The 26,517-nt window shown below is 40.8% G+C and carries 13 protein-coding genes; 12 read left to right on the forward strand and 1 reads right to left on the reverse strand.

What is annotated here, in order from left to right:
- Positions 1-84 precede the first annotated feature (84 nt).
- From FXF36_RS10010 to FXF36_RS10045, 8 genes are all read left to right on the forward strand, one after another.
- On the forward strand, positions 85-279 hold the full coding sequence (locus FXF36_RS10010; protein ID WP_151623708.1) for a hypothetical protein: 195 nt from the start codon (positions 85-87) through the stop codon (positions 277-279).
- Between the two features lie 281 nt (positions 280-560).
- Positions 561-1,763: an IS110 family RNA-guided transposase gene (locus FXF36_RS10015; protein ID WP_151622368.1), complete on the forward strand. Its 1,203-nt coding sequence runs from the start codon at positions 561-563 to the stop codon at positions 1,761-1,763.
- A gap of 147 nt (positions 1,764-1,910) precedes the next feature.
- Entirely contained in the window at positions 1,911-8,687 is a 6,777-nt protein-coding gene (locus tag FXF36_RS10020; protein WP_151623710.1) for an MBG domain-containing protein, read from the forward strand.
- 257 nt (positions 8,688-8,944) lie between these two features.
- Positions 8,945-9,415 (forward strand): IS200/IS605 family transposase, encoded by a 471-nt coding sequence (gene tnpA, locus FXF36_RS10025; protein ID WP_151622340.1) that lies wholly within the window; start codon positions 8,945-8,947, stop codon positions 9,413-9,415.
- A gap of 242 nt (positions 9,416-9,657) precedes the next feature.
- Complete coding sequence (locus FXF36_RS10030) at positions 9,658-10,959, forward strand: ABC transporter substrate-binding protein (protein WP_151623713.1); 1,302 nt, start codon at positions 9,658-9,660, stop codon at positions 10,957-10,959.
- Positions 10,960-10,975: 16 nt separating this feature from the next.
- On the forward strand, positions 10,976-12,742 hold the full coding sequence (locus FXF36_RS10035) for a methyl-accepting chemotaxis protein (protein WP_167511355.1): 1,767 nt from the start codon (positions 10,976-10,978) through the stop codon (positions 12,740-12,742).
- A 174-nt stretch (positions 12,743-12,916) separates the two neighbouring features.
- Positions 12,917-15,169: a glycoside hydrolase family 31 protein gene (locus FXF36_RS10040; protein WP_151623717.1), complete on the forward strand. Its 2,253-nt coding sequence runs from the start codon at positions 12,917-12,919 to the stop codon at positions 15,167-15,169.
- An 80-nt stretch (positions 15,170-15,249) separates the two neighbouring features.
- A complete protein-coding gene (locus FXF36_RS10045) occupies positions 15,250-16,263 on the forward strand; it encodes a LacI family DNA-binding transcriptional regulator (protein WP_151623719.1) in 1,014 nt (337 codons plus the stop codon).
- Between the two features lie 218 nt (positions 16,264-16,481).
- On the opposite strand, the gene FXF36_RS10050 is transcribed toward FXF36_RS10045, so the two are convergent.
- Entirely contained in the window at positions 16,482-17,684 is a 1,203-nt protein-coding gene (locus FXF36_RS10050) for an IS110 family RNA-guided transposase (RefSeq protein WP_151622368.1), read from the reverse strand.
- 403 nt (positions 17,685-18,087) lie between these two features.
- On the opposite strand from FXF36_RS10050, the gene FXF36_RS10055 reads away from it, so the two are divergent.
- The 4 genes from FXF36_RS10055 (at position 18,088) to FXF36_RS16335 (ending at position 26,356) form a co-directional block, all read left to right on the forward strand.
- Entirely contained in the window at positions 18,088-19,356 is a 1,269-nt protein-coding gene (locus FXF36_RS10055; protein WP_151623721.1) for an extracellular solute-binding protein, read from the forward strand.
- Positions 19,357-19,367: 11 nt separating this feature from the next.
- Entirely contained in the window at positions 19,368-20,687 is a 1,320-nt protein-coding gene (locus tag FXF36_RS10060; protein WP_151623723.1) for a carbohydrate ABC transporter permease, read from the forward strand.
- Complete coding sequence (locus FXF36_RS10065) at positions 20,687-21,949, forward strand: sugar ABC transporter permease (protein WP_202880047.1); 1,263 nt, start codon at positions 20,687-20,689, stop codon at positions 21,947-21,949. Before FXF36_RS10060 ends, FXF36_RS10065 begins: the two co-directional genes overlap by 1 nt.
- Positions 21,950-22,213: 264 nt before the next feature.
- Positions 22,214-26,356 (forward strand): starch-binding protein, encoded by a 4,143-nt coding sequence (locus tag FXF36_RS16335; protein WP_167511356.1) that lies wholly within the window; start codon positions 22,214-22,216, stop codon positions 26,354-26,356.
- The last annotated feature ends 161 nt before the right edge of the window (positions 26,357-26,517 follow it).

Raw genomic sequence — 26,517 nt, forward strand, 5'->3', positions numbered from 1 at the left:
ACATTATGTTCACAGAATGGAAAAGAATTTAAGGTACTATGGCATAGTAACTTCGTAAAAAAGTTTTAGAAAAGGGTTGACAGTATGGCACAGATAAAGCAAACTTGTCAGACCAGACCAGACCAGACCAGACCAGACCAGACCAGACCAGACCAGACCAGACCAGACCAGACCAGACCAGACCAGACCAGACCAGACCAGACCAGACCAGACCAGAGGCTAGAGTCCTGGTTTATAATACGGGTAATGATTGCAATGAGCTCACAGGAGCAAGCCTAATTTATTAGGTTTGTTTCTGTGAGCTTTTAGTACCATAAAAGTGTAGTAGTTAGAGAGTAATTAACTCTAACTTCTGCACTTATTTTTTTATAATAAGGGGAGTAATTGGTCTGACGTGGGGCTTTTTGGATTAATCATCCGCAATAAAAACCGTTAACCAACCCCTTATTATAAGCATTCGATTAGGCAGGTAGGGAGCGACACCCGCGTAACCAACTAAACTGAATGGTAATAAGTGCGGTTGGAACAATTACTAAATTTTATGTAGAGGGAGGTTTAGAATGATAAGCGTAGGTGTTGATGTTTCTAAAGGTAAAAGTACTGTATGCGTTATGAAGCCATACGGAGAAATTGTATTAAAACCGTTTGAAGTACAGCATACAGAAAGTGAGCTCAGCGAACTTGAGAAGATGTTAAGGAAGCTGGATGGCGAAGTAAGATTGGTTATGGAAGCCACAGGTGTATACCATTTGCCATTGCTAACTTTTTTTCTTGAGCGTGGGTATTTTGTGTCGGTAATAAATCCATATGCCATGAGAAAATATGCTAAAGATAACAGCATTCGTGGCGCTAAAACAGACAAATTGGACTCAATTGTCATAGCAAACTATGGTATTGAAAAATGGTATAAGCTTCAAAACTATGACAAAGATGAGGCTATATATGCTGAGCTTAAGTTGCTTGGGAGACGTTACAGATTCTATATGGAACTACACATTAAAGCGCTTCAAGAATTAACTCATATGTTAGATTACACAATGCCAGGCTTAAAAACTAAATTTAATAGTTGGGATGAAAAGAATAATAAAGATAAACTTAGTGATTTTGTAGAACGCTTCTGGCATTATGACCTGATTATCGGAATGAGTCGTGATGATTTTGTGGTGGCCTATTGTGAGTGGGCTAAAGAAAAGAAATACCAAAAGAGCCAATCAAAAGCTGAAGAAATATATGAATTGGCATCTAATGGTATTCCTACGTTATCTTCAAGTACTCCATCTACAAAAATGTTAGTACAAGAAGCTATATCTGTGTTGAGAGCAATTGATGATACCCTCAATACAATTCTAACACGAATGAAGGAACTTGCTAAGAGTTTACCTGAATATTCTACTGTTAGAGCAATGGGTGGGGTTGGTGATGTATTGGCACCTAAGTTGATTGCTGAAATTGGAGATATAAGAAAACTTCATAGCGCAAAAGCACTTATTGCTGTTGCGGGAATAGATCCTCCTCCATATGAATCAGGACAATTTGTAGGTTCAAACCGGCGCATAACGAAAAGAGGTTCATCAACGCTACGAAAAGTAGGGTATGAAGTTATGCGAGTGTTGAAGAGTCACCCTGAACCAGAGGATAATGCTGTATACAATTACATCCTGAAAAAGGAAGCTGAAGGTAAAACAAAGAAACATGCAAAAATAGCAGGTTTAAACAAGTTTTTAAGGATATATTATGCAAGAGTAAGTGAAGTGTATAAATAGAAAAATATAGTTAAAGGCTGGTCTACCGCCAGCCTTATTGTGATGCAATTAATTATTTAAAAAGTATATTTGAAATTCATGCTTGATTTTTGTTAGCAGGTTTTTATTTTGGAGCGGATGTGGAGACGAATATGAAAAGGAGGCACTATGGAGAGAAAATACGTGCACAGAGTAGGGGCCGTTCTGATGTCCTTGCTGATGGTGGTTAGTAGCATGAATTTCACGCTGATAGCGAATGCTACTGATGCAGATCAGACAAGAATCATTGGATTCAACCCTCTGGATGAGGAAGTGGCAACTCAGACTTTGCCCGTTGGAGCAAGTCTTGAGGATGTACAGTTCCCAGATACTTTAAAGGCTACAGTGGAGATTGTAGAAGAGGTACAGTCGAAGCAGAAGATAGAAAAGCCTGAAGAGTCTGAGGATATGTCAGCTCCTGTAGAAGAAAAACAGGATGCTGAAGAAGCTCAGACTGAGGAAGAGAAGTTTGAGGCTGAGTCAAAGACAGAAGCTTCAGAAGATGATGCAGAGGCTTCTACAGAGTCAGAGCCAGAGGCAGTACAGACAACAGAGGAAGCTACTGATATTCCTGAAGCAGAGCCAGTATCAGAGGAAGCACCAGCTCCTGTAGAGGAAAGTGAGTCTGAGACAGAACCTGTAGATACAGGTTTAATTGATGTGCTTTTCCCAGCTATAGTTGCACAGGCAGCTGAGGCAGACGCGGTGGTTGAAGCTGCCGAGTCTCCAGTGGCAGGTGTATTTGATGTGGCAGTGCCAAAATCAGAGGATGAATATGAGATAGTTGTTGAGAAGCATACAACCCTTAAAGAGATTACTCTTGAAAATGTTGTATGGCGTACTGAGGATGGCAACAAGTACGATTTCAACACAGAGGGAAGCTATGTATTTATTCCTGTATTTACCACAGAATATCTGATTGACACATCCCTTCCTACTATCACAGTTAATATCGTAAATACGGATTCAAAACCAGCCTTTGATCAGTCAAAGGTTGTTGATGGTGTTCGCGTTTCTGTAAAGGCAGCAGAAGGTGTATTCCCAGAGGGAGCAACTCTTTCAGTCGCAAAGGTAAGTGCATCTGAGGAGCAGGCAGTTGAGGCTGCTGTTGAGGAAGCTCGTGCTGATGACAAGAATGTAGTAGAATCCTACACATTTGACATAAAAGTTCTTGATAAGGACGGTAATGAAATCGAGCCTGACACCTCAAATGGTGAAGTGAAGGTTTCCTTCTCATTGGAAGAGGTTGCAAACACAAACCTCGAAACAGATGTATATCATGTAAAGGGTGAAGTGGGCACACTTGAAGCTGAGGAGCTTGAGTCAACAGAGGTTGGCGCTACAACAGTTGAGGCTACAACTGATGGCTTCTCTTATTACACAGTAGAGTTCACCTACAATGATTTACAGTATGTAATGGATGGTGACACAACTGTAGCTCTTGCTGATATCCTTAGCACAGTGGGACTTTCTGGTAATGTAGAAGCAGTAGAGTCTAGCAATCCTGAGCTTTTTGCAGTAGAGAAGCAGGGGGACGCTTGGATGGTAACTGCAAAGCAGGCGTTCACATCAGAGGAGAGCTTGAAGGTTAAGCTTGATGGTGTGGAGTATGTGATTAAGGTTACGGATGCTGTGACATATGACTTGTGGATTGGAGATATACAGGTTACATCTGAGAAGCTTTCTGGGCCTAAGACATTATCAGCCTGGGTTTATACACCTGACACAAATACACTTGAATTAAATGGCTTTCTTTATAATCATCCTAATTATGGTAGTGGTTATCAAACCAATGGACATGTATCAGGTTCATATTCAGGGTACATATACTATGGTGGTTCAAAGCCTTTAAATATTAAACTTACTGATACAACTACAATAAAGTTAAACTATGGTGCTTCAGCAGATATAGGTACAATTATATATTCCAATGCGGGTATAAATTTCAGTGGTACGGGCAAACTGATTGCTGAAGGACCAGATTGTAACATTAGTTGTTATTCAATCTATAGCGGTGGTGATATTACTATTACAGATTGTACTATTGAAGTTAAATCAGATTCTACAACAATGGGGGATGGTCAAGAATCGGCAGCTATAAAAGGAAAGAATGTGACTATCACTAATGCTAAAGTTAAAGCACTTGCTGATGTTGCTGGAACATATGGCTATGGAATCTATAGTGATGGTGATGTATTAATTAATGGTACAAGTGATGTCGTGATTTCAGCAGATTCATCATCCGGAAGTCGTAATGCCGATGGTATATGGTCAACAGGAAATGTAACTATAGGTGGTACAGTAAAGGCAAAAATTGGTGACCATTCGGATAATGGTTATGATTGGGATGCAAAGAATGGTGTTAATTTAAAAGGAAGTGGAAAGAAACTTTCTATTGGAGCAGATGTTTCTGACATCAAAATTTATGGACGTACAAAGGCTGTAGAAGGAACAGTAGTAAATGCTGTTGATGGACAGGGTTGGACTACGTCTTCTTCGAAGAAATCTTTAACTCCAAACGCTACAGGAACAACATATGATTATAAGAACTTGATTTTCCCTTATATAGATCCAGCTAATTTTGTGGCTATGGTAGGAACTAATGGTTATACTACCATAGAGCAAGCGTTGACTAATTGGACAGCTGGTACTACTTTAAAGCTTGTCAAGGATGTTACTACATCGGCCCCTGTAACAATTTCAGAAACGAAGACGCTTGATTTGAATGGTCATGGATTTATACGAGGAACAACGGGAACAGAAAAAAAGGTCATTGGAATAAATGGCGGAGCTCTAACAATAAAGGATAGTGACACTACTAGAGAACATAAATATACGCAGAGAAATTATGCCAGCCAAGCAGTTGTTGATGATGCTGCTAGATATTCTTATCAAGAATTTAATGGAGGATATATTACTGGTGGTGGAAACGCCATCGTCATAGAAGTTGGTACGGTAAATATTGAAGCAGGAACAATTATTGGAAATGATGGGCATGGCATCTATATCAGTAGTAGCGCATCTGGCTCACGTACACTCAATATGACAGGTGGAGCAATAATCGGAAATAAGTCCTCTTCTGGTGCAGCATTGTATGTGGATCAAAATGGTACCGCAACACTTGAAAACGTTGTTATAAAATATAATACCTCTGGTTCATCATATACTGGCAATGGTGGAATATACGGTAATAAAGGTAGCATTAACCTTAAAAATGTACAAATCATTGATAATTACAGTAATGAAAATTTAACTTATTCAAATAAAAACGATGACTATACTAGAGGCGTGGTTGTAATTAAACCGGAGTGTACTTTAACACTTGCTGGTCAATGTGTTATTACAAATAATCGAGATAATAGAAATGTTTTTCTTACAGATGGTGCTACTCTTTCAGCATCAGGCTTAACTGAAGGCTCAAATATTGGTATTAAAATGAGAAATCCAGGAGTCTTTACAAGTGATATAAGTGATGCAAGCTACTTCAAGTCAGATGATGCAAAGTATGCTGTTAGTAAAGATGACGATACTGGTTATTTGAAGCTCATAAACTTTGTCACCTTAACCGACAGCACAACAGTAACTATCAAAAAAGGTACAAGTGCTATTTCGGAAGCTCCAGTTGTAGGAGATGAACTGACAGCTGAATGTTCAGCATCGTATTTGACTTATCAGTGGTATGCGGATGATGTTGCAATCAAAGGAGCAACAGAAGCTACATATACAGTTACAGCAGCAGATGTAGGAAAGGCAATCACTGTAAAAGCAATTCAGAAAGCAAATGTAGGTGGCACAGGTAATCCAACAAGTGACGTTGAGGTACCAAGCGCAGCAACATCAGCGGTTGTTAAGAAATCAGGCGGCACAATTACAGGTGATCAGGCTAGAGATGCTACAGGAATTGGTTATGCTACCGAGAAGGTGACACCTTATGGTGATTTTGAATTTGCTACAAGTAGTACAGCTACTGAAGGTGTAGCTGAACTTGATATTTCTTGCATAATTGATAGGGACGACGAGAATGAAAGAGTAATATATGTCAGAAGGAAAGCAACTGATGAAACTCAGGCAAGTGAATGGCAGGCAGTTAAGCTTCCTGGCAGACCAGCTGCTCCTACTGATCTTGAGGTAGAAAAGACATCAAGTGCCGAAGCAACTGATGGTAAGATTAAAAATACGACAGTTGCTTTAGAGTATAAGAAAGATGGTGCCACAAGCTGGGTTGATTGCATAAATGACTCTACATCAGTTGGAGCTGGAACATATGCTGTTAGAACAAAGGCAACAGATACAACCTTTGCAAGTAAGACGGCAACTGTTACAGTTGGAACAAAAGCTCCAGCACCAGCCTCACCATCAGCAAGTGCATTTACAGTTACAAATACAACTGGTGGTGAAAACAACGGTCAAATCAGCGGTGTTACCACAGCTATGGAATATTCAGCAGATGGTGGTAAAACTTGGACATTGGTTACAACAAATCCACTTACAGGCCTTGCATCTGGTATGTATGATATCAGGTATAAAGGTGATGCGGATACAAATCCTAGTGAATCAGTATCTGTCCGAATACAGGCCAATGTGGCTCCAGCAGGAACAATCACCGCATCAGGCATTACCTATGGTCAGGCTCTTTCAGAGGCTACAATTTCAGGAACCATAAAATGTGGTGACACTGTAGTTAGTGGACATTACATCTGGGAGACTGATGAAAGTACAGTACCAACTGCAGGAACCCACGCATATAAAGCTAAGTTTGTACCAGATGGCGATAATTACATTGGCTGTGAAGTTGATGTAGAAATCACAGTACCAAAGAAGCCGTTCAAGATTAAGATAAAGGATGCTTCACGAGCACCGGGTACACCAAATCCAACCTTTGAGTACGATGTAGAAGGTCTTGTTGGTGATGACACACCAGCTTCTGTTTTTGATGTAACTTTTGTCTGTGAAGCAGATGAAACTACACCAACAGGTACAGAAGTACCAATCAAGGTAGATCTTTGCACAGTTAAAAATGAAAACTATGTATATGATTCGTATACTCAGGGAAAACTGACAATCATTGAAAAAACTACACCAACTGACCCACCTTCAGAGGTGCTTACCGCCAAGGCGGCAGAGCCAGGTATGAACAATGGTGAAATCTCAGGTGTAACAACAGCTATGGAATATTCAGCCGATGGTGGAGAAACCTGGATACCAGTCGAAGAAAATCCACTTACAGAACTTGCACCTGGAAAATACCAGATTAGATACAAGGAGAATTTATCTGAGAAGCCAAGCCCTGCACGAGAAATAATTGTAGACGCTGAAGAGGCTAATTTTGAGCTGTCAAAAGCTCAGGTTTCAGATATTAGCACATCAAGCGTTGTCCTTACAGGAACAGTAACACCTGCAAAGTATGCAAATAGTACACTAATCAGTGAGGTGGGCTTCAAGTATCGCAAGGCGGGAGAGTCTACCTGGACAACAGTACCAGCTACATGGTTGTCTAGTGGAATTTTCACAGCTTTAATTAGTGGTCTTGATGCAGACACAGACTATGAGTTTTCATCTTACATGATACTCGCCAATGGAGAAACTAAGGCAAACGAGAGTACATCAACCTTCCACAGTGACAAGGGCGAAATGCCAGATGAAGGTAGGATTTTTGTTACTGTAAGTCGTGAAGCTACTACTGATACGCGTATAGTTATTGTAAGAGTTGATAGAGGTAACGATACTATAGCATCAAAGAATCTAGGGGCTCTCGGAGCTACAGCATTAGAGGCTAATTTCGAGGGATTGCCAGATGGTATCTACAATGTAGTTTGCTGCACACAAGATGAGAAATTCACAGAGACTAAGATGCTTTCAGTTATTAATGGAAGTTCTGAAAGTGCAGAGTTTGTTGTTCTCGCAGGAAATCTATCATCAGTGGTTGAGGTTAAGGGTGATGCACCAAAGGTTGCAGTAGAAGGTCTTGGTGATATCCTTAGTGCTGAAGACAAGGCAGCTGCAACAGGAAATACTGATGTGGAGGTTAAGCTTGAGGTTGAGAACAACACAGAGAAAACAGCTGCAGAAAAGGAAGCGGTAGAGAAGATTAAAGAGCTTCTCGATCCAGGTCAGAGAATTGATAAGCTTCTCAATTTGAATCTGTTCAAGAACACTACCGTAAGGGACGACCTTGGAAATGTTGTTGCAGCAAGTTCAAAGTCAGAGGATATCGGTGGTACAAACGATAAGGTACTTCAGATTGCTATTCCACTTGAGGATGTAATTGTCAATGGCCTTTCTATCCTTCGTTATCATGGAAGTGAAGCTGAGAAGTTAGAGAAATTAGCGGCGAAGAATACTGATTCTGCAACATACAGTGACGGAACCTTCTTCTTAGATAAGATTACAAAGTATTTGTTCTTATATGCAAGCGGATTCTCAACTTATGCAATTGTTAATGAGGACGTTTCTGCAAAGACTACAGGAACAACTGAAAAGCAAGAGCTGAAGACAGTACCAGTTTACCGACTTTATAATACTTTAACTGGTGATCATTTCTATACTATGGTGAAGGCAGAACGAGATGCAATCCTCAAGAATGAGACAACTAAGGGATGGACAGATGAGGGTATTGCATGGCAGGTTCGCTCAGAAGGCGACAAGCCAGTATATCGTCTTTTCGATATCACTGGTAAGGGCGGACATATCTACACCACAAATATAGAGCTTAGAAACCAGTACATGGCCAACGGTTGGCAGGATGAAGGTATTGCCTGGTATTCTCCAAGCGTATCTGGAAGAGTTGTTTTCAAGATTACAGATAAGGCTACAGGAAAGATTTTCTACACTATCTCAAGAGCTGAAAGAGATATGTTGAAGGAAGAAAAATTCATAATCGAAGAGGCTGATTTCGCAGCTTATTAAAATAAGTTTACTACCCCTTCATTGATAGAGCCCTGCGGCAATGCAAATGCATTGTCGTGGGGCTTTAATGTAGGGCAAGGCCCTCTTTTTTCAAATCATTAAGTTGGACATTTTATTGGAGTGACGATTTTGAAAAAAGATAAAATCCACCTGCTATGCAGGTGGTGGGATGTTGCTTCAGCTTACAGAAAAATACCTCCAATGCTAGAATTACTATGGTTCGTCAGCCAAGTAAAAAGCAAAGGAGGCAGTCCCCAATGGACATGAATAGTTTATCACACACAAAGTGGGAGTGTAAGTATCACATAGTTTTTGCACCAAAGTACAGAAGAAAGGTTGCTTATGGTCAGCTAAAGGCTGATATAGCAAATATTCTCAGTACTTTATGTAAAAGAAAAGGTGTAGAGATAATTGAAGCAGAAATATGCCCAGATCATGTACATATGTTAGTTAGAATACCACCTAGCATGAGTGTATCGAGTTTTGTAGGATATCTTAAAGGTAAAAGTACACTTATGATATTCGAGAAACATGCAAATTTAAAGTACAAGTATGGAAATAGACATTTTTGGTGCCGAGGATATTATGTAGATACGGTAGGCAAGAATGCAAAGAAAATTGAAGAGTACATAAGGAATCAATTAAAAGAAGACTTAGAGTACGATCAAATGACACTCAAAGAGTATATTGACCCGTTCACGGGTGAGCCAGTAGTCAAAAACAGATAAGTAGAGCCCAAGGGGCTCGGTAGGTAAATGATGTTGCGGCTGGCGAACCTTTCGATGAGTCTTTAGACTCCAGTGCCGGTAACAAGCCCTTATAGGGCTAGAACAAACCACCGGCTAAGCCGGTGGTTTTGATTTATATAGCGAAACAATTTGTTGATACATAATTCACAGTTTTTTAATTTTTGCCTCGTATACTAAACTATGTATATTTATGCCATGCAATTAAGCAGGAGGAGAGGGATATGAAAAATTTAAGCAGATGGATGCTTTGCCTTGTAATTACAGGGGGAATGCTTTTTACAGGCTGCAGTAGCCAGGTGGCAGAAGTTACAGAGGAAGAGGAGGCGGCAGGTGGTACCATCACTCTTTTAAACATCAAAAGTGAGATAAACGAACAGATGGAGACCTTGGCGAAGGCTTATCAAGCTGAGACCGGTGTTGAGGTGAAGATAATGAATGTGCCTGCAGGTGTAGATGCTCAGGCAACCTTGAAGGGCTATTATCTTTCAGACCAGATGCCAGATATCATTGCCTGCGAAGCGTCTGGCTTCTCTAACTGGGAAGGGCTTCTTGTAGATATGAGCGACCAGGACTGGGCAAAGCGAACAGAGGCTGCTTATGTTGATAGTACATACGGAACAATTGGATTCCCGTATACAACGGAAGCGATTGGTCTAGCATATAATGCAGATATTTTGGAAAAATGCGGTGTGGACCCAGCATCAATAACAGGACCGTCTGCTATGCGCTCGGCTTTTGAAGCGGTAGCTGCAAAAAAAGATGAATTAGGTCTAAAAGCAGTAGTTGGATATTCCGCAGAACCAGTAAATCTTGGCTGGTCAGCAGGAAATCATCTTACTGGAGTATATATTGATTCAGGACTCGCCCGGGATGATACTACCTACATCGATATGATTGCAAATGATAAGAAGGTGGATGATACCAGATTTGCTGATTTTGCACAGATGATTGGTTTGTTTAATCAGTATTCAGATCCTGAACTTTTAACAGCAGGTATATATGATGATCAGGTTGCAGATTTTGCAGCAGGAAAATATGCTTTTATCACGCAGGGTTCATGGATTGGCGCATCCCTTACCTCATCAGATGCTTATGCTGCAGCAGGAAGCTTTAAGGTGGGAATGGTTCCATACGCTTTCGAGGATGGAATGGATACAATCCTTACCGCCGCACCTTCATGGTGGGGAGTATTCAAAGAAGGAAATGTGGAGGCAGCAGTTGCATTTTTGGAGTGGTGCTCTGAGGATGCTGGACAGAAGATTTTGGTAGAGTCTGCAGGTTGCGTAAGTCCATTTACCGATTGCAAGTATGTGGCATCGGATCCTTTTGCGCAGACCATATCAGATTACATAGCAGCGGGAAAGACCTCTAATTGGCATTGGATGCAGCTTCCTGAAGGCATTGGAAACTCAGAAGGAGGCTTCTGCTATAGCTATTACAGATATGCCAGTGGAGAGCTTGATGCTAATGGCTTCAAGGATGAATTCAATCGAACCATTGAAGAATGGTACGCTAAATTATAGAAAGGGGGTGTTTGTTGTGAGTAAGAATAACGGAGACGTAAAAGTAGGTGGCATTCATTCAATAATCGTACAGATATCTCTCTTAAATGTGGGAATGCTGGTAGCATTTCTGATTGTCATGGGTCTTATTATGAGTTCTATGAACACTTCTACCAGCACCAGTGTTGAGATGTTTGATTCCATGATGAACCTGACAAGACATGATGCAAATCTAAAAACGGATATCATGTCCTTATACGACCAGGTTACAGGTTATATAGCCTCAGGCTCTGCTGAAACTCAGGAAGCACTCTTACCTCAGATTGAGGTTGCAAAGTCAACAATAGCTGAAGATATTTCGCAGCTTAATACAGATTTTGCAGCATATAATAATGAGGAGGCAGCAGCGCAGCTTCAGGAAATATCATCTCAATATGACAGAATGTGTGCTTTTATCGATAAGGCTATTGAAAAGTGTGATGCTGGTGATCAGGAAAACGCATATACGATACTTTTTGATAAGGCGGAGATACAGAAGGTTGCTATTATCCATTCCACAAAGGTTTTGGATGAGGCAATCGAGAAAAATTCCACAGATACCAAGGCAAATATGAATTATCTTCTTAAGCGGGGCAATGTAGTTGCTGCCATAGGTATTGGTATTTTTATTATACTTATCATCTTCAATTTCTTTATGACTTATAGGACAGTAGTTGTACGCATTAAGTCCATGAGCGCAGAAGTAAATGATATTATTGATAATATCCAGAAGGGACAGGGTGATTTAACAGCAAGAGTAAATACAAAAACAAAGTCAGAGCTTTTATATATCAAAAATGGTATTAATCATTTTATCGAAACCCTTCAGGGAATCATGAAGGATGTTAAGGACGGCACTGTTGTTCTTACGGAAAGCTCTGAGGAGGTTAATTCTCAGCTCCAGATTGCAGATGATAATGTGACCAGCTCTTCAGCCGCACTTGAAGAGCTTTCAGCCAATATGGAGTCAGTTGTTGGCATTCTTGCATCGATTAATGAGAGCGTTGAGGACGTAAAGGTAGCAGCAGAAAAGATTACAAATCAGGCTGAGGAAGGCGCACAGACAGCAAATGAAATTAAGATTGAAGCTGATGACCTTCAGGTTAAGGTAAATACAAAGAAGGCAGATGTAGGCGAGAAAATGTCGGTGCTTTCAGCTACTCTTGAAAAATCAGTTAAGGATTCTGAGAAGGTTAGTCAGATTAGTGACCTTACAGATGACATTTTGGACATTGCCAGTCAGACAAATCTTCTTGCTCTTAATGCTTCTATTGAGGCGGCTCGCGCTGGTGAGGCAGGAAAGGGCTTTGCAGTTGTCGCTGATGAAATCAGTAAGCTGGCAGCAAATTCAAGGCAGACAGCAGCCACAATTCAAGAAATTGCATGTGAAGTAACAGCAGCTGTAAAGACATTGGCATCCAATGCAGAAGAGGTTCTTGAATTCATCAATGGAACCGTAATAGGAGATTACGATGAATTCGTAGATACTGGTGAAAAGTATGGTCACACAGCTGAGGTTATGAATGATATGCTTACAGAATTTACGGAGAAGGCAGAAAGCTTGAATGTAATCATGAAAGACATGGTAGATTCTGTTGATACAATTACAAATTCAGTACAGGAAAGCTCTACAGCAATTACAATGAGTGCCGAGAATTCCGCCGAGATTGTTACTGGTATAAAGAACATTTTCAAGGCAATGGACAGGAACACAGAGGTTACTGAACAGCTTAACGATACAACGCAGAAATTTACATCTCTGTAAAATAATAGTTGCAATTAGATTTGGTGCAACGTATAATACGGACATGGGTTAAAAGGTTTTCGCTTATTATGGCGAAAACCTTTTGTTGTCTAAAATTCTTTTTTATCTTTTTTTATCCCAACAAAAGGTTCGAGCTCTGTAATTATAGTTTTATGTAGTAGAGAGAGGTCGACGATGACAATTGGAAATAAATATAGGATAACTGTGCTTACCAGCAGACTTATTCGAATGGAGTACCAGGCTGATTATGATTTTGTTGATGCCCCAACTCAGATGGTGGTGAACAGATCATTTCCAAAGGTGGAGTACACAACCCTTCACAAGGATGGGCTCCTTATTTTAGAGACAGATGATTTGATTTTTAGATACGATGGCAAAGAATTCTCACCAGATGGATTGACGATAGAGCTAAAGGAAAGTGGTGAGGTTTGGCATTATAGCATCGTATATGGTAATTCTGACAGAAATCTTTACGGCACTGCTCGTACACTTGATAACGCAGATGGTGGTGTCTGTCTTGAATATGGTATTTTCGGAGAAAAGGGTTTTGCTGTCCTTGATGACAGTGACAGTGCATTGCTGATTGATGGAGAATTTGTAGCAAGAGAAAATAAAGGGCATGATCTTTATTTCTTTGGATATGGAAAAGATTACAGAGGAGGATTGAAGGATTTCTTTACACTATGTGGAAAGACACCTATGCTTCCAAGATATGCTCTTGGTAACTGGTGGAGCCGTTATTATGCCTATTCAGCAGAGGAATACAATCAGCTTTTAGATAAAATGGAGCAGGAGAATATCCCTGTTTCAGTGGCAGTTTTGGATATGGACTGGCATGTTACAAATGTTGATCCAAAGTACGGAACGGGATGGACAGGCTATACCTGGAATAAGGATTTATTTCCAGATCATAAGGGATTTTTGAAGGGACTAAAAAATAGGGGACTTGCAACAACACTTAATTTACATCCGGCTGATGGAATCAGAGCATTTGAGTCTATGTATGAAAAGATGGCAAAGAGACTGGGAGTGGATCCGGCCAGCAAAAGACCAATTGAATTCGATTTTTCAGATGCTGAATTTAGAAAAGCTTATTTTGATATAGTAATGAATCCTTATGAGGATGATGGTGTGGATTTCTGGTGGATTGACTGGCAGCAGGGTACTGGCGAGGAAAATGCTGTAGATCCATTATTCCTTCTGAACCATTATCACTATGAGGATTCAAACAGAGACAATCGACGTGGCATGATTTTTTCACGCTATGGCGGTGTGGGAAGTCACAGATATCCAGTGGGATTTTCAGGAGATACTGTAGCCACATGGAAGAGTCTGGATTTTCAGCCTTATTTCACAGCGTTGTCCTCAAACATTGGATACGGCTGGTGGAGCCATGATATCGGAGGCCACATGATGGGCACAAAGGATGAGGAGCGTCTTATCAGATGGATTCAGTTTGGTGTATTCTCACCAATTATGAGACTTCACAGCAGCTGCAGCCCATTCTTCAATAAGGAACCATGGAATGTTTCTGAGCCTTATAGAAGAGTTATGGGTGAGTTTATGCGCCTTCGTCATCAGCTGATTCCATACATCTATTCCATGAATTACAAGATGTACACTGATGGTCAGATGCTTTTGGAGCCAATGTATTATCGTATAAACGATAAGAGGGATGCATATGAAGTGGGCAATGAATATTTCTTCGGAGATAATCTCTTGGTAGGAGCAATTACTGAAAAGACAGATGAGAATCTTCGTATGTCAAAGGCAAATATGCTTATTCCAGAGGGCGTCTGGTACGACATTTTTACAGGTTACAGATATACAGAGGGCAGAAGAAATCTCTACAGGACTATTGATTCTATTCCAGTTCTTATTAAGGCTGGTGGAATTGTGCCATTATCACTGAACGTAGGAAATGATGTAAGTAATCCAGCTAGTATGAAGCTTCTTATCGGTGCTGGAGAAAATGGTGAGTTTATCATGTTTGAGGATGATGGTTGTAGTAAGAATTTTGAGAATGGAGATTTTGTCACCACGAAATTCACTACAGAATATATACCTGAAAAGGGTGTGACAAGAGTAGTAATCCATGGGGCAGAGGGAAATCTTGCACTTATTCCAGAAAAACGTATATACGAAATACAGGTTATTGGTTTGGAAGGAAAAGTGGAGAACCATGTTACTCCTGAGATTCCAGTTCAGCAGGACTATATCTGGGAAATTGAAGGAAAGCTTAAAGTGGAGAATGATATTGAGCAGGCAGCTTTTTCTATCCTTGAGAATGGCTGGATGGATATCTTGGAAAAGGAGAGAACCTTTGATGCTGTCAGAAGCTGTAAGTCTATGGATGAGTTAAAGCAGTGGATTTCAGGGGCAAATATTAGCCTGATGGTTAAGGATGCTTTGCTTGAGTTAATGTAGGTGAATTAATTGACATTTAATTAGTAAAAGGCTTATAGTTATAAGTGGTTAATCGTTTAATCTAAGGATGGGAAATAAAGATGAATTTAAAAGATATTGCGGCACTTGCCGGGGTTAGTACCGCTACAGTGTCAAATGTTCTAAATGGTAACAATAGCAAGGTTTCTCAGGAAACCAGAGAAAAAATAGAAAAAATCATCAAAGAAGTAGACTATAAGCCAAATGCCATGGCCCGCTCTCTGGCTAAAAAGGAGAGTAAGATTCTGGGCCTTGTGGTTCCATATATCGGGGCTGAGGATGATTTCCTCATGAACCCATACTATGCCCGCATGGTGGCTGCCATCGAGCGTTTTGTAAGAAACAGGGATTATTATCTGATGTTAAGATGTGTTCCAGATTGCAGGACGGTAATACCTCTGCTTTCTTCATGGAATGTGGATGGAGCATTTTTCCTTGGTGTAATGGAAAAGGATGTGGCAGAAATACAGGACGCTCTGGGTGCGCCTGTAGTATTTCTTGATACATATTCAGACATCAAGGATACAGTTAATGTTGGTCTGGATGACTATAGAGGTGGATATCTTTCTGCCAGATATCTGGCTGGAAAGGGGCATAGAAATATAGCGTTAGTCTGCCCTGACTATCATGAGGCAGGAGTAGTAAGAGAGCGATATCTGGGCTTTACTGCAGCCCTGAAGGAGCTTGATATAGATTTTACTGAGGATGATATTTTCAAGGTAGATACTATTTACAAAAATGCAGTAAGCGTAGGCTTGGATGTAATGCTGGCAAAGAAGAAATACACTGCGGTAGCCACTATGTCTGACGTGGTTGCCTTTGGTGTAATGGAAGGAATAAAGCAGTGTGGTCTTAAGGTGCCGGAGGATATTTCCGTGGTAGGTTTTGATAATTTACCGGAGTGTGAATTTATGACACCTAAGCTTACTACAATCTCTCAGGATTTCGCTGCCAAGGCTAAGGCAGCTGTGGAAGGAATGTTTAGGATTCTTGAGGGAGAAAAGGATGGTGGCGAGGATCTGCATCTGCCAGTGCAGCTGATAGAACGCCAGTCAGTCAAGGATATAAGTGAATAGAAGTGTCAGCGTAGCTGACGGATGAGGTTTAAGGCTTCCCATTTTTGGGGAAGCCTTTTTTGTGTTTTTTAGCCAAATTAAATTGGGCTCTTTTTGTCAATTAATCACAAAATAAAAACCTGCTAACAAAAATCAAGCATGAATTTCAAATATACTTTTTAAATAATTAATTGCATCACAATAAGGCTGGCGGTAGACCAGCCTTTAACTATATTTTTCTATTTATACACTTCACTTACTCTTGCATAATATATCCTTAAAAACTTGTTTAAACCTGCTATTTTTGCATGTTTCTTTGTTTTACCTTCAGCTTCCTTTTTCAGGATGTAATTGTATACAGCATTATCCTCTGGTTCAGGGTGACTCTTCAACACTCGCATAACTTCATACCCTACTTTTCGTAGCGTTGATGAACCTCTTTTCGTTATGCGCCGGTTTGAACCTACAAATTGTCCTGATTCATATGGAGGAGGATCTATTCCCGCAACAGCAATAAGTGCTTTTGCGCTATGAAGTTTTCTTATATCTCCAATTTCAGCAATCAACTTAGGTGCCAATACATCACCAACCCCACCCATTGCTCTAACAGTAGAATATTCAGGTAAACTCTTAGCAAGTTCCTTCATTCGTGTTAGAATTGTATTGAGGGTATCATCAATTGCTCTCAACACAGATATAGCTTCTTGTACTAACATTTTTGTAGATGGAGTACTTGAAGATAACGTAGGAATACCATTAGATGCCAATTCATATATTTCTTCAGCTTTTGATTGGCTCTTTTGGTATTTCTTTTCTTTAGCCCACTCACAATAGGCCACCACAAAATCATCACGACTCATTCCGATAATCAGGTCATAATGCCAGAAGCGTTCTACAAAATCACTAAGTTTATCTTTATTATTCTTTTCATCCCAACTATTAAATTTAGTTTTTAAGCCTGGCATTGTGTAATCTAACATATGAGTTAATTCTTGAAGCGCTTTAATGTGTAGTTCCATATAGAATCTGTAACGTCTCCCAAGCAACTTAAGCTCAGCATATATAGCCTCATCTTTGTCATAGTTTTGAAGCTTATACCATTTTTCAATACCATAGTTTGCTATGACAATTGAGTCCAATTTGTCTGTTTTAGCGCCACGAATGCTGTTATCTTTAGCATATTTTCTCATGGCATATGGATTTATTACCGACACAAAATACCCACGCTCAAGAAAAAAAGTTAGCAATGGCAAATGGTATACACCTGTGGCTTCCATAACCAATCTTACTTCGCCATCCAGCTTCCTTAACATCTTCTCAAGTTCGCTGAGCTCACTTTCTGTATGCTGTACTTCAAACGGTTTTAATACAATTTCTCCGTATGGCTTCATAACGCATACAGTACTTTTACCTTTAGAAACATCAACACCTACGCTTATCATTCTAAACCTCCCTCTACATAAAATTTAGTAATTGTTCCAACCGCACTTATTACCATTCAGTTTAGTTGGTTACGCGGGTGTCGCTCCCTACCTGCCTAATCGAATGCTTATAATAAGGGGTTGGTTAACGGTTTTTATTGCGGATGATTAATCCAAAAAGCCCCACGTCAGACCAATTACTCCCCTTATTATAAAAAAATAAGTGCAGAAGTTAGAGTTAATTACTCTCTAACTACTACACTTTTATGGTACTAAAATCCCCCTTGACGATTTAGGGTTCGATGACTATATTTTAGTTAAGCGATTAACCTAAAACAAACCCAAAGAAACAAATGAAGAGAAATGTTTAACTCTCCAAAAGGAGTTAAACGCAAAACCACAAAAGGTATGGAGGGAACAAAGAATGAAAATGAAAAGATTAGTAGCTACTATGCTTTCAGTAGCAATGGTAGCAGGCACAGTGACAGGCTGTGGAGCCAACAGCGGAAGTAGCGAGGGTAGCGCTGCAACTTCTACAGCTCAGGAAGGAGAGACACAGGATGTCACACTTAAGATCTGGGTACCTGAGGAAGAGGTAGAGATTACAGATGCAATGGTAAAAAAGTTTGATGAGATTCACGATGAATTCAATATCACTTATGAGATTGCAGTAGTTGGTATTGACGAGGCGCCACAGGCACTTGATACAGATGCTGATACTGCAGCAGATATTTTCTATACACCATCAGGCGGTGTAGCTGATCTTGCAGGAAAAGGACTTCTTCTTCCTATCACAAAGGATTACGAGACAATCAAGGATGAGCTTCCAGAGAGTGCTTTAAATGCAGTTACAGTTGATGACATCACTTATGCAGTTCCATTTTCACCAAACACATTCTTTATGTATTACAACAAAGATCTTCTTACAGAAGAAGAGGTGAAGGATCTGGATACTATCATGGCTAAGGATTTAGGAGATGGAAAGTACAACTTCAGTACACACATCACTGATTCATGGTACTCAGAGATGTTCTTCCTTGGAAATGGATGTACATTATTCGGTGATGACGGTAAGGATGCAACAGATTGCACATTCAACAACGAGGCTGGTCTTGCAGCCGGACAGTACATTGTTGACCTTGTAGAGAATCCTAAGTACATCGAAGATTTAGATGGAGCAGGTGGTTCTGAATTCAAGGCAGGAAACCTTGGCGCTATCACATCGGGAGCTTGGTCAGCACCAGAATTTAGAGAGGCACTTGGAGACAAGCTTGGAGCAGTTGCACTTCCTACAGCTACAATCGGAGGCAACAAGGTTCAGCTTTCAAACTTCGTAGATTTCAAGACAATCACTGTTAAGTCAAATACACAGTATCCACTTGCAGCACAGCAGCTTGCAGTATTTATGGGAAATCCAGAAAACAGCCTTACAAGATATGAGAATCAGGGCGATATTCCAGTACTTGAGTCATTAGCTTCAAGCGAAGCAATCTCATCTGATTTCGTAGCTAAGGCACTTAACCAGCAGGCATCCTACGCGACAAATCAGCCAAGCATTCCAAAGATGGGTGATTACTGGGATCCTATGAAGGCTCTTGGAGAAGGAATATACTATGGCGATATCACATCAGCTAATCTTCAGGCTCAGCTTGATTCATTAGTTGATAGCATTACAGGAACTCTTACAGAATAGAAGAAGCGATTATGATTAAAGAATTATATACAAAGCTATCTTATGTTGTCTGGGGACTTTTAAATATTATTCACGGACAGATAGTTAAAGGTTTGATTTTTCTTTCATTAGAAATTTCATACATACTCTTCATGATTATTAGTGGGGCGAGAAATCTCGCCCAGCTAATAACTCTCGGTGATAAACTGCAGGGTATGAATTTCAATGAGGAAATTGGAATATACGAAATGACAGCTGGAGATAACTCCATGCTTATTCTCCTGTACGGAGTAATAACAATAGTCATTTCAATTGTAGCTTTATCAATTGGATTCTTTTCAGTTTCATCTGGAAAGGCTGCCAGAGATAGAGCAATGGCTGGCAAGCATAACAATAATTTTTTAGAGGATTTAAGAAGTCTTACAAATAATAACATTAGATTTCTATTACTCAGTGTTCCAGTGGTTGGTCTTATCGTATTTACGGTAATGCCACTTCTGTATATGATTTTGATGGCATTTACAAATTACGATCAGAATCATCAGCCACCAGGAAATCTTTTTGACTGGGTAGGAATAAAGAATTTTATAACATTGCTTTCAACAGGAGACAGACTGGCATCTACATTCTGGCCTGTTCTTGGCTGGACCCTTATCTGGGGATTTGCAGCTACATTCACCTGCTATTTTGGTGGAATGATTTTGGCAATGATTATTAATTCAAAGGGTATTAAATTTAAAAAGTTTTGGAGAACGATATTTGTTTTCACAATGGCAATACCAGGTTTTATTTCACTTAGAGTAGTAGCTACTATGCTAGGTGAAAAGGGAATATTCAATGTGCTTCTTCAGCAGTGGGGATTTACAAGTACATCACTTCCATTTTTATCAAATGCTACCTGGGCTAGATTCTCAGTAATCATTGTTAATTTCTGGATTGGTGTTCCGGTAACAATGCTGATGGTAAGCGGCATTTTAATGAATATTCCAGGGGAATTATATGAGGCAGCTAGAATCGATGGAGCAGGACCTGTGACCATGTTTAGGAAGATTACCTTCCCATATATGTGGTTTGTAACTACTCCATATCTGATTTCAAACCTGATTAGCAACTTTAATAATTTCAACACTATTTACTTCCTGACAGCAGGTGAACCACACACACTTGATTACTACAAGGGTGCAGGAAAGACAGACCTTTTAGTTACCTGGTTGTACAAGCTGACTAAGGATAGTAACGACTTTAATCTGGCGGCAACAATTGGAATTATTATCTTTGTTATTTCAGCGATTTTCACCCTGATTTCATTTTCAAGGTCGAATTCACTTAAGAATGAGGAGGGATTCAGCTGATGAAAAAGGCGGTTATTGGACTAAATATAAAATATTTCACAAGGGCAGTTTTGTTTGGTGTATTGCAGTTTATCTGTTTATTCTTGCCTTATGTGAATCTAAATGGAGATAAGTTTAGCTTTTTTAAGATAGCAGGACTGTTAGCTGACGCAGAGAAGGCAAGCAGACTCAATGTAGTGGTCTATGGAACTATCGTATTTACGATATTATCTTTTGCATTTGTTATTTTGAATTTAATCTCAAAATCAAAGGTGAAAGTACAGATATGGCAGTACATTCAGGCAGTTAACACAGTGGCAATCACAATCTTATTGTTTTCAACAAAAACAATAGTCGAAAAGGCTGGGCTGGCATCAGGATTTTTAAACAGAGACCTTGGAGCAGGCTATTTTGGTGGTTTGATTTTTGCCTTTTTGACATTAATCTTTGTTATGAAGGTGAATGAAACCAACACTGGCTACATTATCCTTACCATAATGGGAATAATCTGGATGTTTCCAATTCTCTGGATTTTACTTACAGCACTTCGTGCAGAGCAGGGATATTATGTTGGTTATTTCTTCCCTAAGGGACTTACACTTTCTAATTTCACTAAACTGTTTGCAAAAGACAGTGTAATACCATTTGGAAAATGGTGGTTAAACACATTCATAGTAGCTATCTGTGGATGTGTATTAAACACACTGATTATTCTTGCTACATCATTTACCTTGAGCCGTACAAGGTTCGCAGGAAGAAAAGCATTTATGAATGTGCTTATGATTATTGGTTTGTTCCCAGGATTTATGTCACTGATTGCAGTTTATAACATCCTTAAGGGAATAGGACTTAATCAGTCGCTTGTGGCACTTATCATCGTAAGTGCAGCTGGAGCAGCAATGGGATATCACGTTAGCAAAGGCTTTTTCGATACTATCCCAAGAGCTGTTGATGAAGCGGCAATAATTGATGGGGCATCACGCTTGCAGATTTTTACTCACATTACATTGCCTCTTTCAAAGTCAATTATCGTATATACGGCACTTGTAAATTTCCTTGCAGCTTGGTCAGATTATATTTTCCCAAGTATGCTGTTCGGAGATAAGCAGAGCTCATATACAGTTGCAGTAGGTTTATACTGGCTGACAGATTTCAGACGTATCGACAGATACTATACACAGTTCGCTGCGGGTGCAGTGATAGTAGCAATACCTATTGTAATTTTATTTATATGGTTGCAGAAATTCTACGTAGAAGGATTATCTGGATCAGTTAAGGGGTAATTCCTTGTAAGCTGCAAGCTCCTAAATCTCTCTAGCAGGACATCTAGTCAAGCAGAGAGATTTTAGGGCTTGTAGCTGTAACAAGGAATTTTGTTGCGCTTGGTTGCGCACTATATGACAAAATAATGCTATTGACCTTTTGGCGGCAAAGCCTTATATTTTTATGTATCGGGGGAAGGAAATCTCTAAAAATGCATAGCGCAACTAATTGCGCAGATGTCTTAGGCCGGCATCGATATTTTTATTTTTAGGGAGGTTTATTTAATGAGAAGAGTGGGACTATGGGCGAAGCGCGTTGCTTCGGCTGGATTGAGTCTTGCATTGCTTGCAGGTATGCCAGCAGCTAATATTGCTGCGCTTTCTGGAAGCGGATTGCACAATGTTCAGGCAGCATCTGCTGTCACAAGGTCATCGATTCACGATGGCACAATTTTACACGCATTTTGTTGGAATTTTAATACTATCAGGGAGAAGCTGCCAGAGATTGCAGCAGCAGGATACACAGCAGTTCAGACATCACCAATCAACGATTGTCTTTCTATTCATAATGGAATGGCTCTCTACGGAGAGACAGAAGACGAAGGTCGCTGGTACTATCACTATCAGCCAACAGACTGGAAGATTGGTAACTATCAGCTTGGCTCACGTGATGAGTTTAAGGCAATGTGCGAAGAGGCTGACAAGTATGGCATTGGTATCATCGTAGATATCGCTCCAAACCATACAACACCTTTATATGATCAGGTTTCTGAGGATTTAAAGGCAGCTGCAGGTGGAGAGGATGCCCTTTATCACATCGGTGCAAAGGTTGAAAATGGCGACGATGGTGGTATGCAGTACGACAAGCGTGTATCTGTAACTTACGATGCAATGGGTGGACTTCCAGATGTTGATACAGAAAATCCTGGATTCCAGAAGTACTTCTATGATTTCCTTGAGGATTGTATCGAATGTGGTGCAGACGGCTTCAGAATTGATACTGCAAAGCACATCGCACTTCCAGATGACGAGGTGGCAGAGGAGTACGCAGGCCAGGAGGACAGGAACAATTTCTATCCTAATATGAAGGCCGCTATCGACGCTTATGGTTCAAAGAATTATGCAGATCTTTTTGTATACGGTGAGGTTCTTGATGGAGATGCTTCTCGTGTGGCTGCATATCAGGATATGCTCGGTGGAACAGTTGCCAGCAACTATGGTGGAGCAATCAGAAATGCTGCATCTTCAGGTAACGTTTCTGTAAAGAAGCTTCAGAACTACAAGATTAGCGATGACACTTCTACAGGAAAGACATACACGGCAGATTCAAACAAGCTCGTTACATGGGTAGAGTCTCATGATAACTACATCAATGACAAGAGCTACAATGAGGTTGATGACAAGGAGGTTATCCTTGGCTGGGCAATTATCGCAGCCCGCGCTGATGGCACACCACTTTTCTTCAGCAGACCTGATGGAAGCTCAAAAGAAAATCCTTGGGGAACAAATCAGATTGGTGTAGCAGGTAGCGACATCTACAAGGCACCTGAGGTTGTAGCGGTTAACAAATTCAGAACCGCAATGGAGGGCGAGGCTGAGAATCTTCGCAATCCTGGTAATAACTCTTCAATTCTTATGATTGAAAGAGGAAGTAAAGGAGTTGTAATTGTAAATGCTAGTGAAAATGATTTTGCACTTGATTCGGAGACTAATCTTTCTTCTGGAACTTATGTAGATTCAGTTGAAGGCAGAGACGAATCACTCTACACAGTAGCAGATGGTCAGCTTACAGGAACCGTTCCTGCCAAGTCAGTTGTTGTATTGGACAAGCTGGCAGACGGTGACTATTCCACGCTGTTCTTTCATAACACCGACGGTTGGAGCAGTGTTAGCGCTGTTGTTGGCGATACTGTTTATAGCTGTGATAATCAGGGCTATAACTGGTGGAAGGTTACCATTCCAGCCAAGGAATTCAAAGTAAGATTTACAGGCGATGGCAATGAGTCAGCAGAGTTTTCAATTTCTGAGACTTCTGGAAAATACATGACAGCGAAGTCTGACAAGCTTTACAGCTCAAAGACTGAGGCAGAGGATGCTCTTGGAATATTTACAAAGACAGTATATTTCCTCAACACTGATGAGTGGAAATCCGTAAATGCGTATGCATGGAAGCATAGCAGTGAGCAGCTCTTTGGTGGTTGGCCAGGAAAGGCTTGCGACAGTGACGAAGGTTATTGGGTTCGTGCTACAGTAAAGATGCTTGGACAGGATGATTTTTCAATTATCTTTAATGGCGACGGTGGACAGACAGTAGATATTTCAATCGCGAAGGATGCAGAGGATGTCTACATCGTTCCAGAGGACAAGAATGGAAACGGTAACTTTGAGGTTACAAGATATACATCACGTCAGGCAGCAGAAGAGGCTACAGGCATCAGCGCTGATTCCATTACAGTTTATTATTACAATGCAGCAGGTTGGGACAACGTAGGTGTCTACACCTGGGGCGATATTGATTTAGGTGGCTGGCCAGGACAGCAATGCGAGTACGAGGGCGATGGCTGGTGGAAGAAGACAATCGCTGCATCTCCAAGCTCAAACCTCAACATCATTTTCAACAACTATGTTCAGGGAGATGATGGCAAGCGTCAGACAGAGGATATGAAGGTTGACAGCTTGAAGAAGGTATACTTCATCGGTGCTAAATACAAGTATGCTTCAAAGGCAGCTGCACTTGAGGCACTTGAAAACGATAATCTCAAGCTTGAGAAGAATCTCCATCCAGAGCTTGATCCTCCTAAGGAATTAACAGATAGACCAGTTGAAACAGAGACAGCACTCAAGACTGGAGAGGTAAAGATTTATTATTACAACACAGCTGACTGGGATGCAATCAACATGTATGCATGGACAGACGGCGCAAACAAAGAATACTTCGGCGGCTGGCCAGGAAAGGCTATGCAGCACATTGGTGGTGGCTGGTATTCAGTAAGTGTTTCTGAAGCAGCTCTTAGCCATGATGGACTTCACCTTATTGTTAATGATGGCGATGGCACACAGATTGATAATGTTGAATTGATTTCTGAAAGACCTGAGGCAGCAGTAGAGAAGGAACCACCAAGGGAAGCTGAGTCTGATGAACCATCAGAGCCAGAGTCACCTAAGTATCGTGTTATCGAAGAAGAAAAGCCACTTGGAGAAAATGAGACAAGAGTCTACATCAAGCTTGATCAGGAATATTACTTTGATGGAGCAAACCTCTATGCATGGACAGATGGCGAGAACCACGAGTATTTTGGTGGCTGGCCAGGAAAGCCAATGACTCATATTGGAAACAACTGGTATTCAGTAAATGTTCCAAATGAGATTATGTATTCTGAGAAGCAGGAAGAGTCTGAGAGGGATGAGAATTCAGTAGCTTCTGACGAAAAGGCAGAGGATTTTGTTGTTGAAGAGAATAGTGATGTCGAGCAGTCAGCAGATGCTGTAGTAGAGGCTGTGGCTGATGATGGCAGAACAGAGGATACAGAAGAGTCTACTATGGCTGATGAGGCAGCTGAGGAGCAGGCAGAAGAAGTCGACGAGGAAAATCTCTTGGATGAGATAGTAGATGCGATAACTTCATTCATCGATGTTTTGACATCTGCTTTTAACCCAATGCCACAGGTTAAGGCTGCAGAGCATCATACATTTATTGATGGACTTCACCTTATTACAAATAATGGCAATGGCGACCAGGATAATGATGTACAGGCATTGTTTACAGTGGTAAGACCAAGTGCTGAAGCTCTTGCACAGGGCGGAGAGGCTGTAGAGCCAACCCCTAATCCAGAACCTGCACCAGCTCCTGCTCCAGCCCCAGCACCTGCTCCTGCACCAGCCCAGGAGGCATCTGAGAAAACCCCAACACCAGAGCCAACTACAACAGTTGAGCCTACCCCAGTTCCAACTCAGACTCCTTCAAAAGCACCACAGCAGACTGTTTCAAATACAACATCATCTGCTGCACCTGCTACATCTCCAGCAGTTGTTGCAGAGACCAAGGCACCTGAGGCTGTAGTTGATGTTCAGGTAGCAAGCAATGACACAAAGACTGTTGCAAAGAAAGCTACTTCAAAGAAGGTTGCAAAGGCAAGCAATTCTGCCAGCGCAGAAGAGGCTCAGGACGAGACAGCAGAGGACGAATCTGAAGAGGTTGCTTCTGAGGAAGCAGTTCCGGAAGAGGCTCCAGTAGCTGAGGAACCAGCAGAAGAACCTGCTAAGGACGATTCAGTAGAGCAGTCTCAGACTGTTACAATCGAGGATGAGGAAACACCTCAGGCTATCGAAGAAAAAGGCGTTAACCCAGCAGTGGTGGTCGCAATCTTAGTCGCTGCCGCCGCAGCAATAGGCGCCACAAGTGTAGCTGTGTTCCGCAAGTATAAATAATGATTCATGTGGGAATTCGCATAGGCAATTTGCAAGAAGTTTTATTGCGATAATCAAATTAGGACTGCATCATATGATGCAGTCCTTTCTTTAGTACTATGTCCTATGGCTATGTCCTATGGCTATGTCCACTCTTATCAATTTTAAATGGAGAAATAAGG

It is taken from the genome of Pseudobutyrivibrio xylanivorans, from assembly GCF_008935055.1.
GTDB lineage: Bacteria > Bacillota > Clostridia > Lachnospirales > Lachnospiraceae > Pseudobutyrivibrio > Pseudobutyrivibrio xylanivorans_A.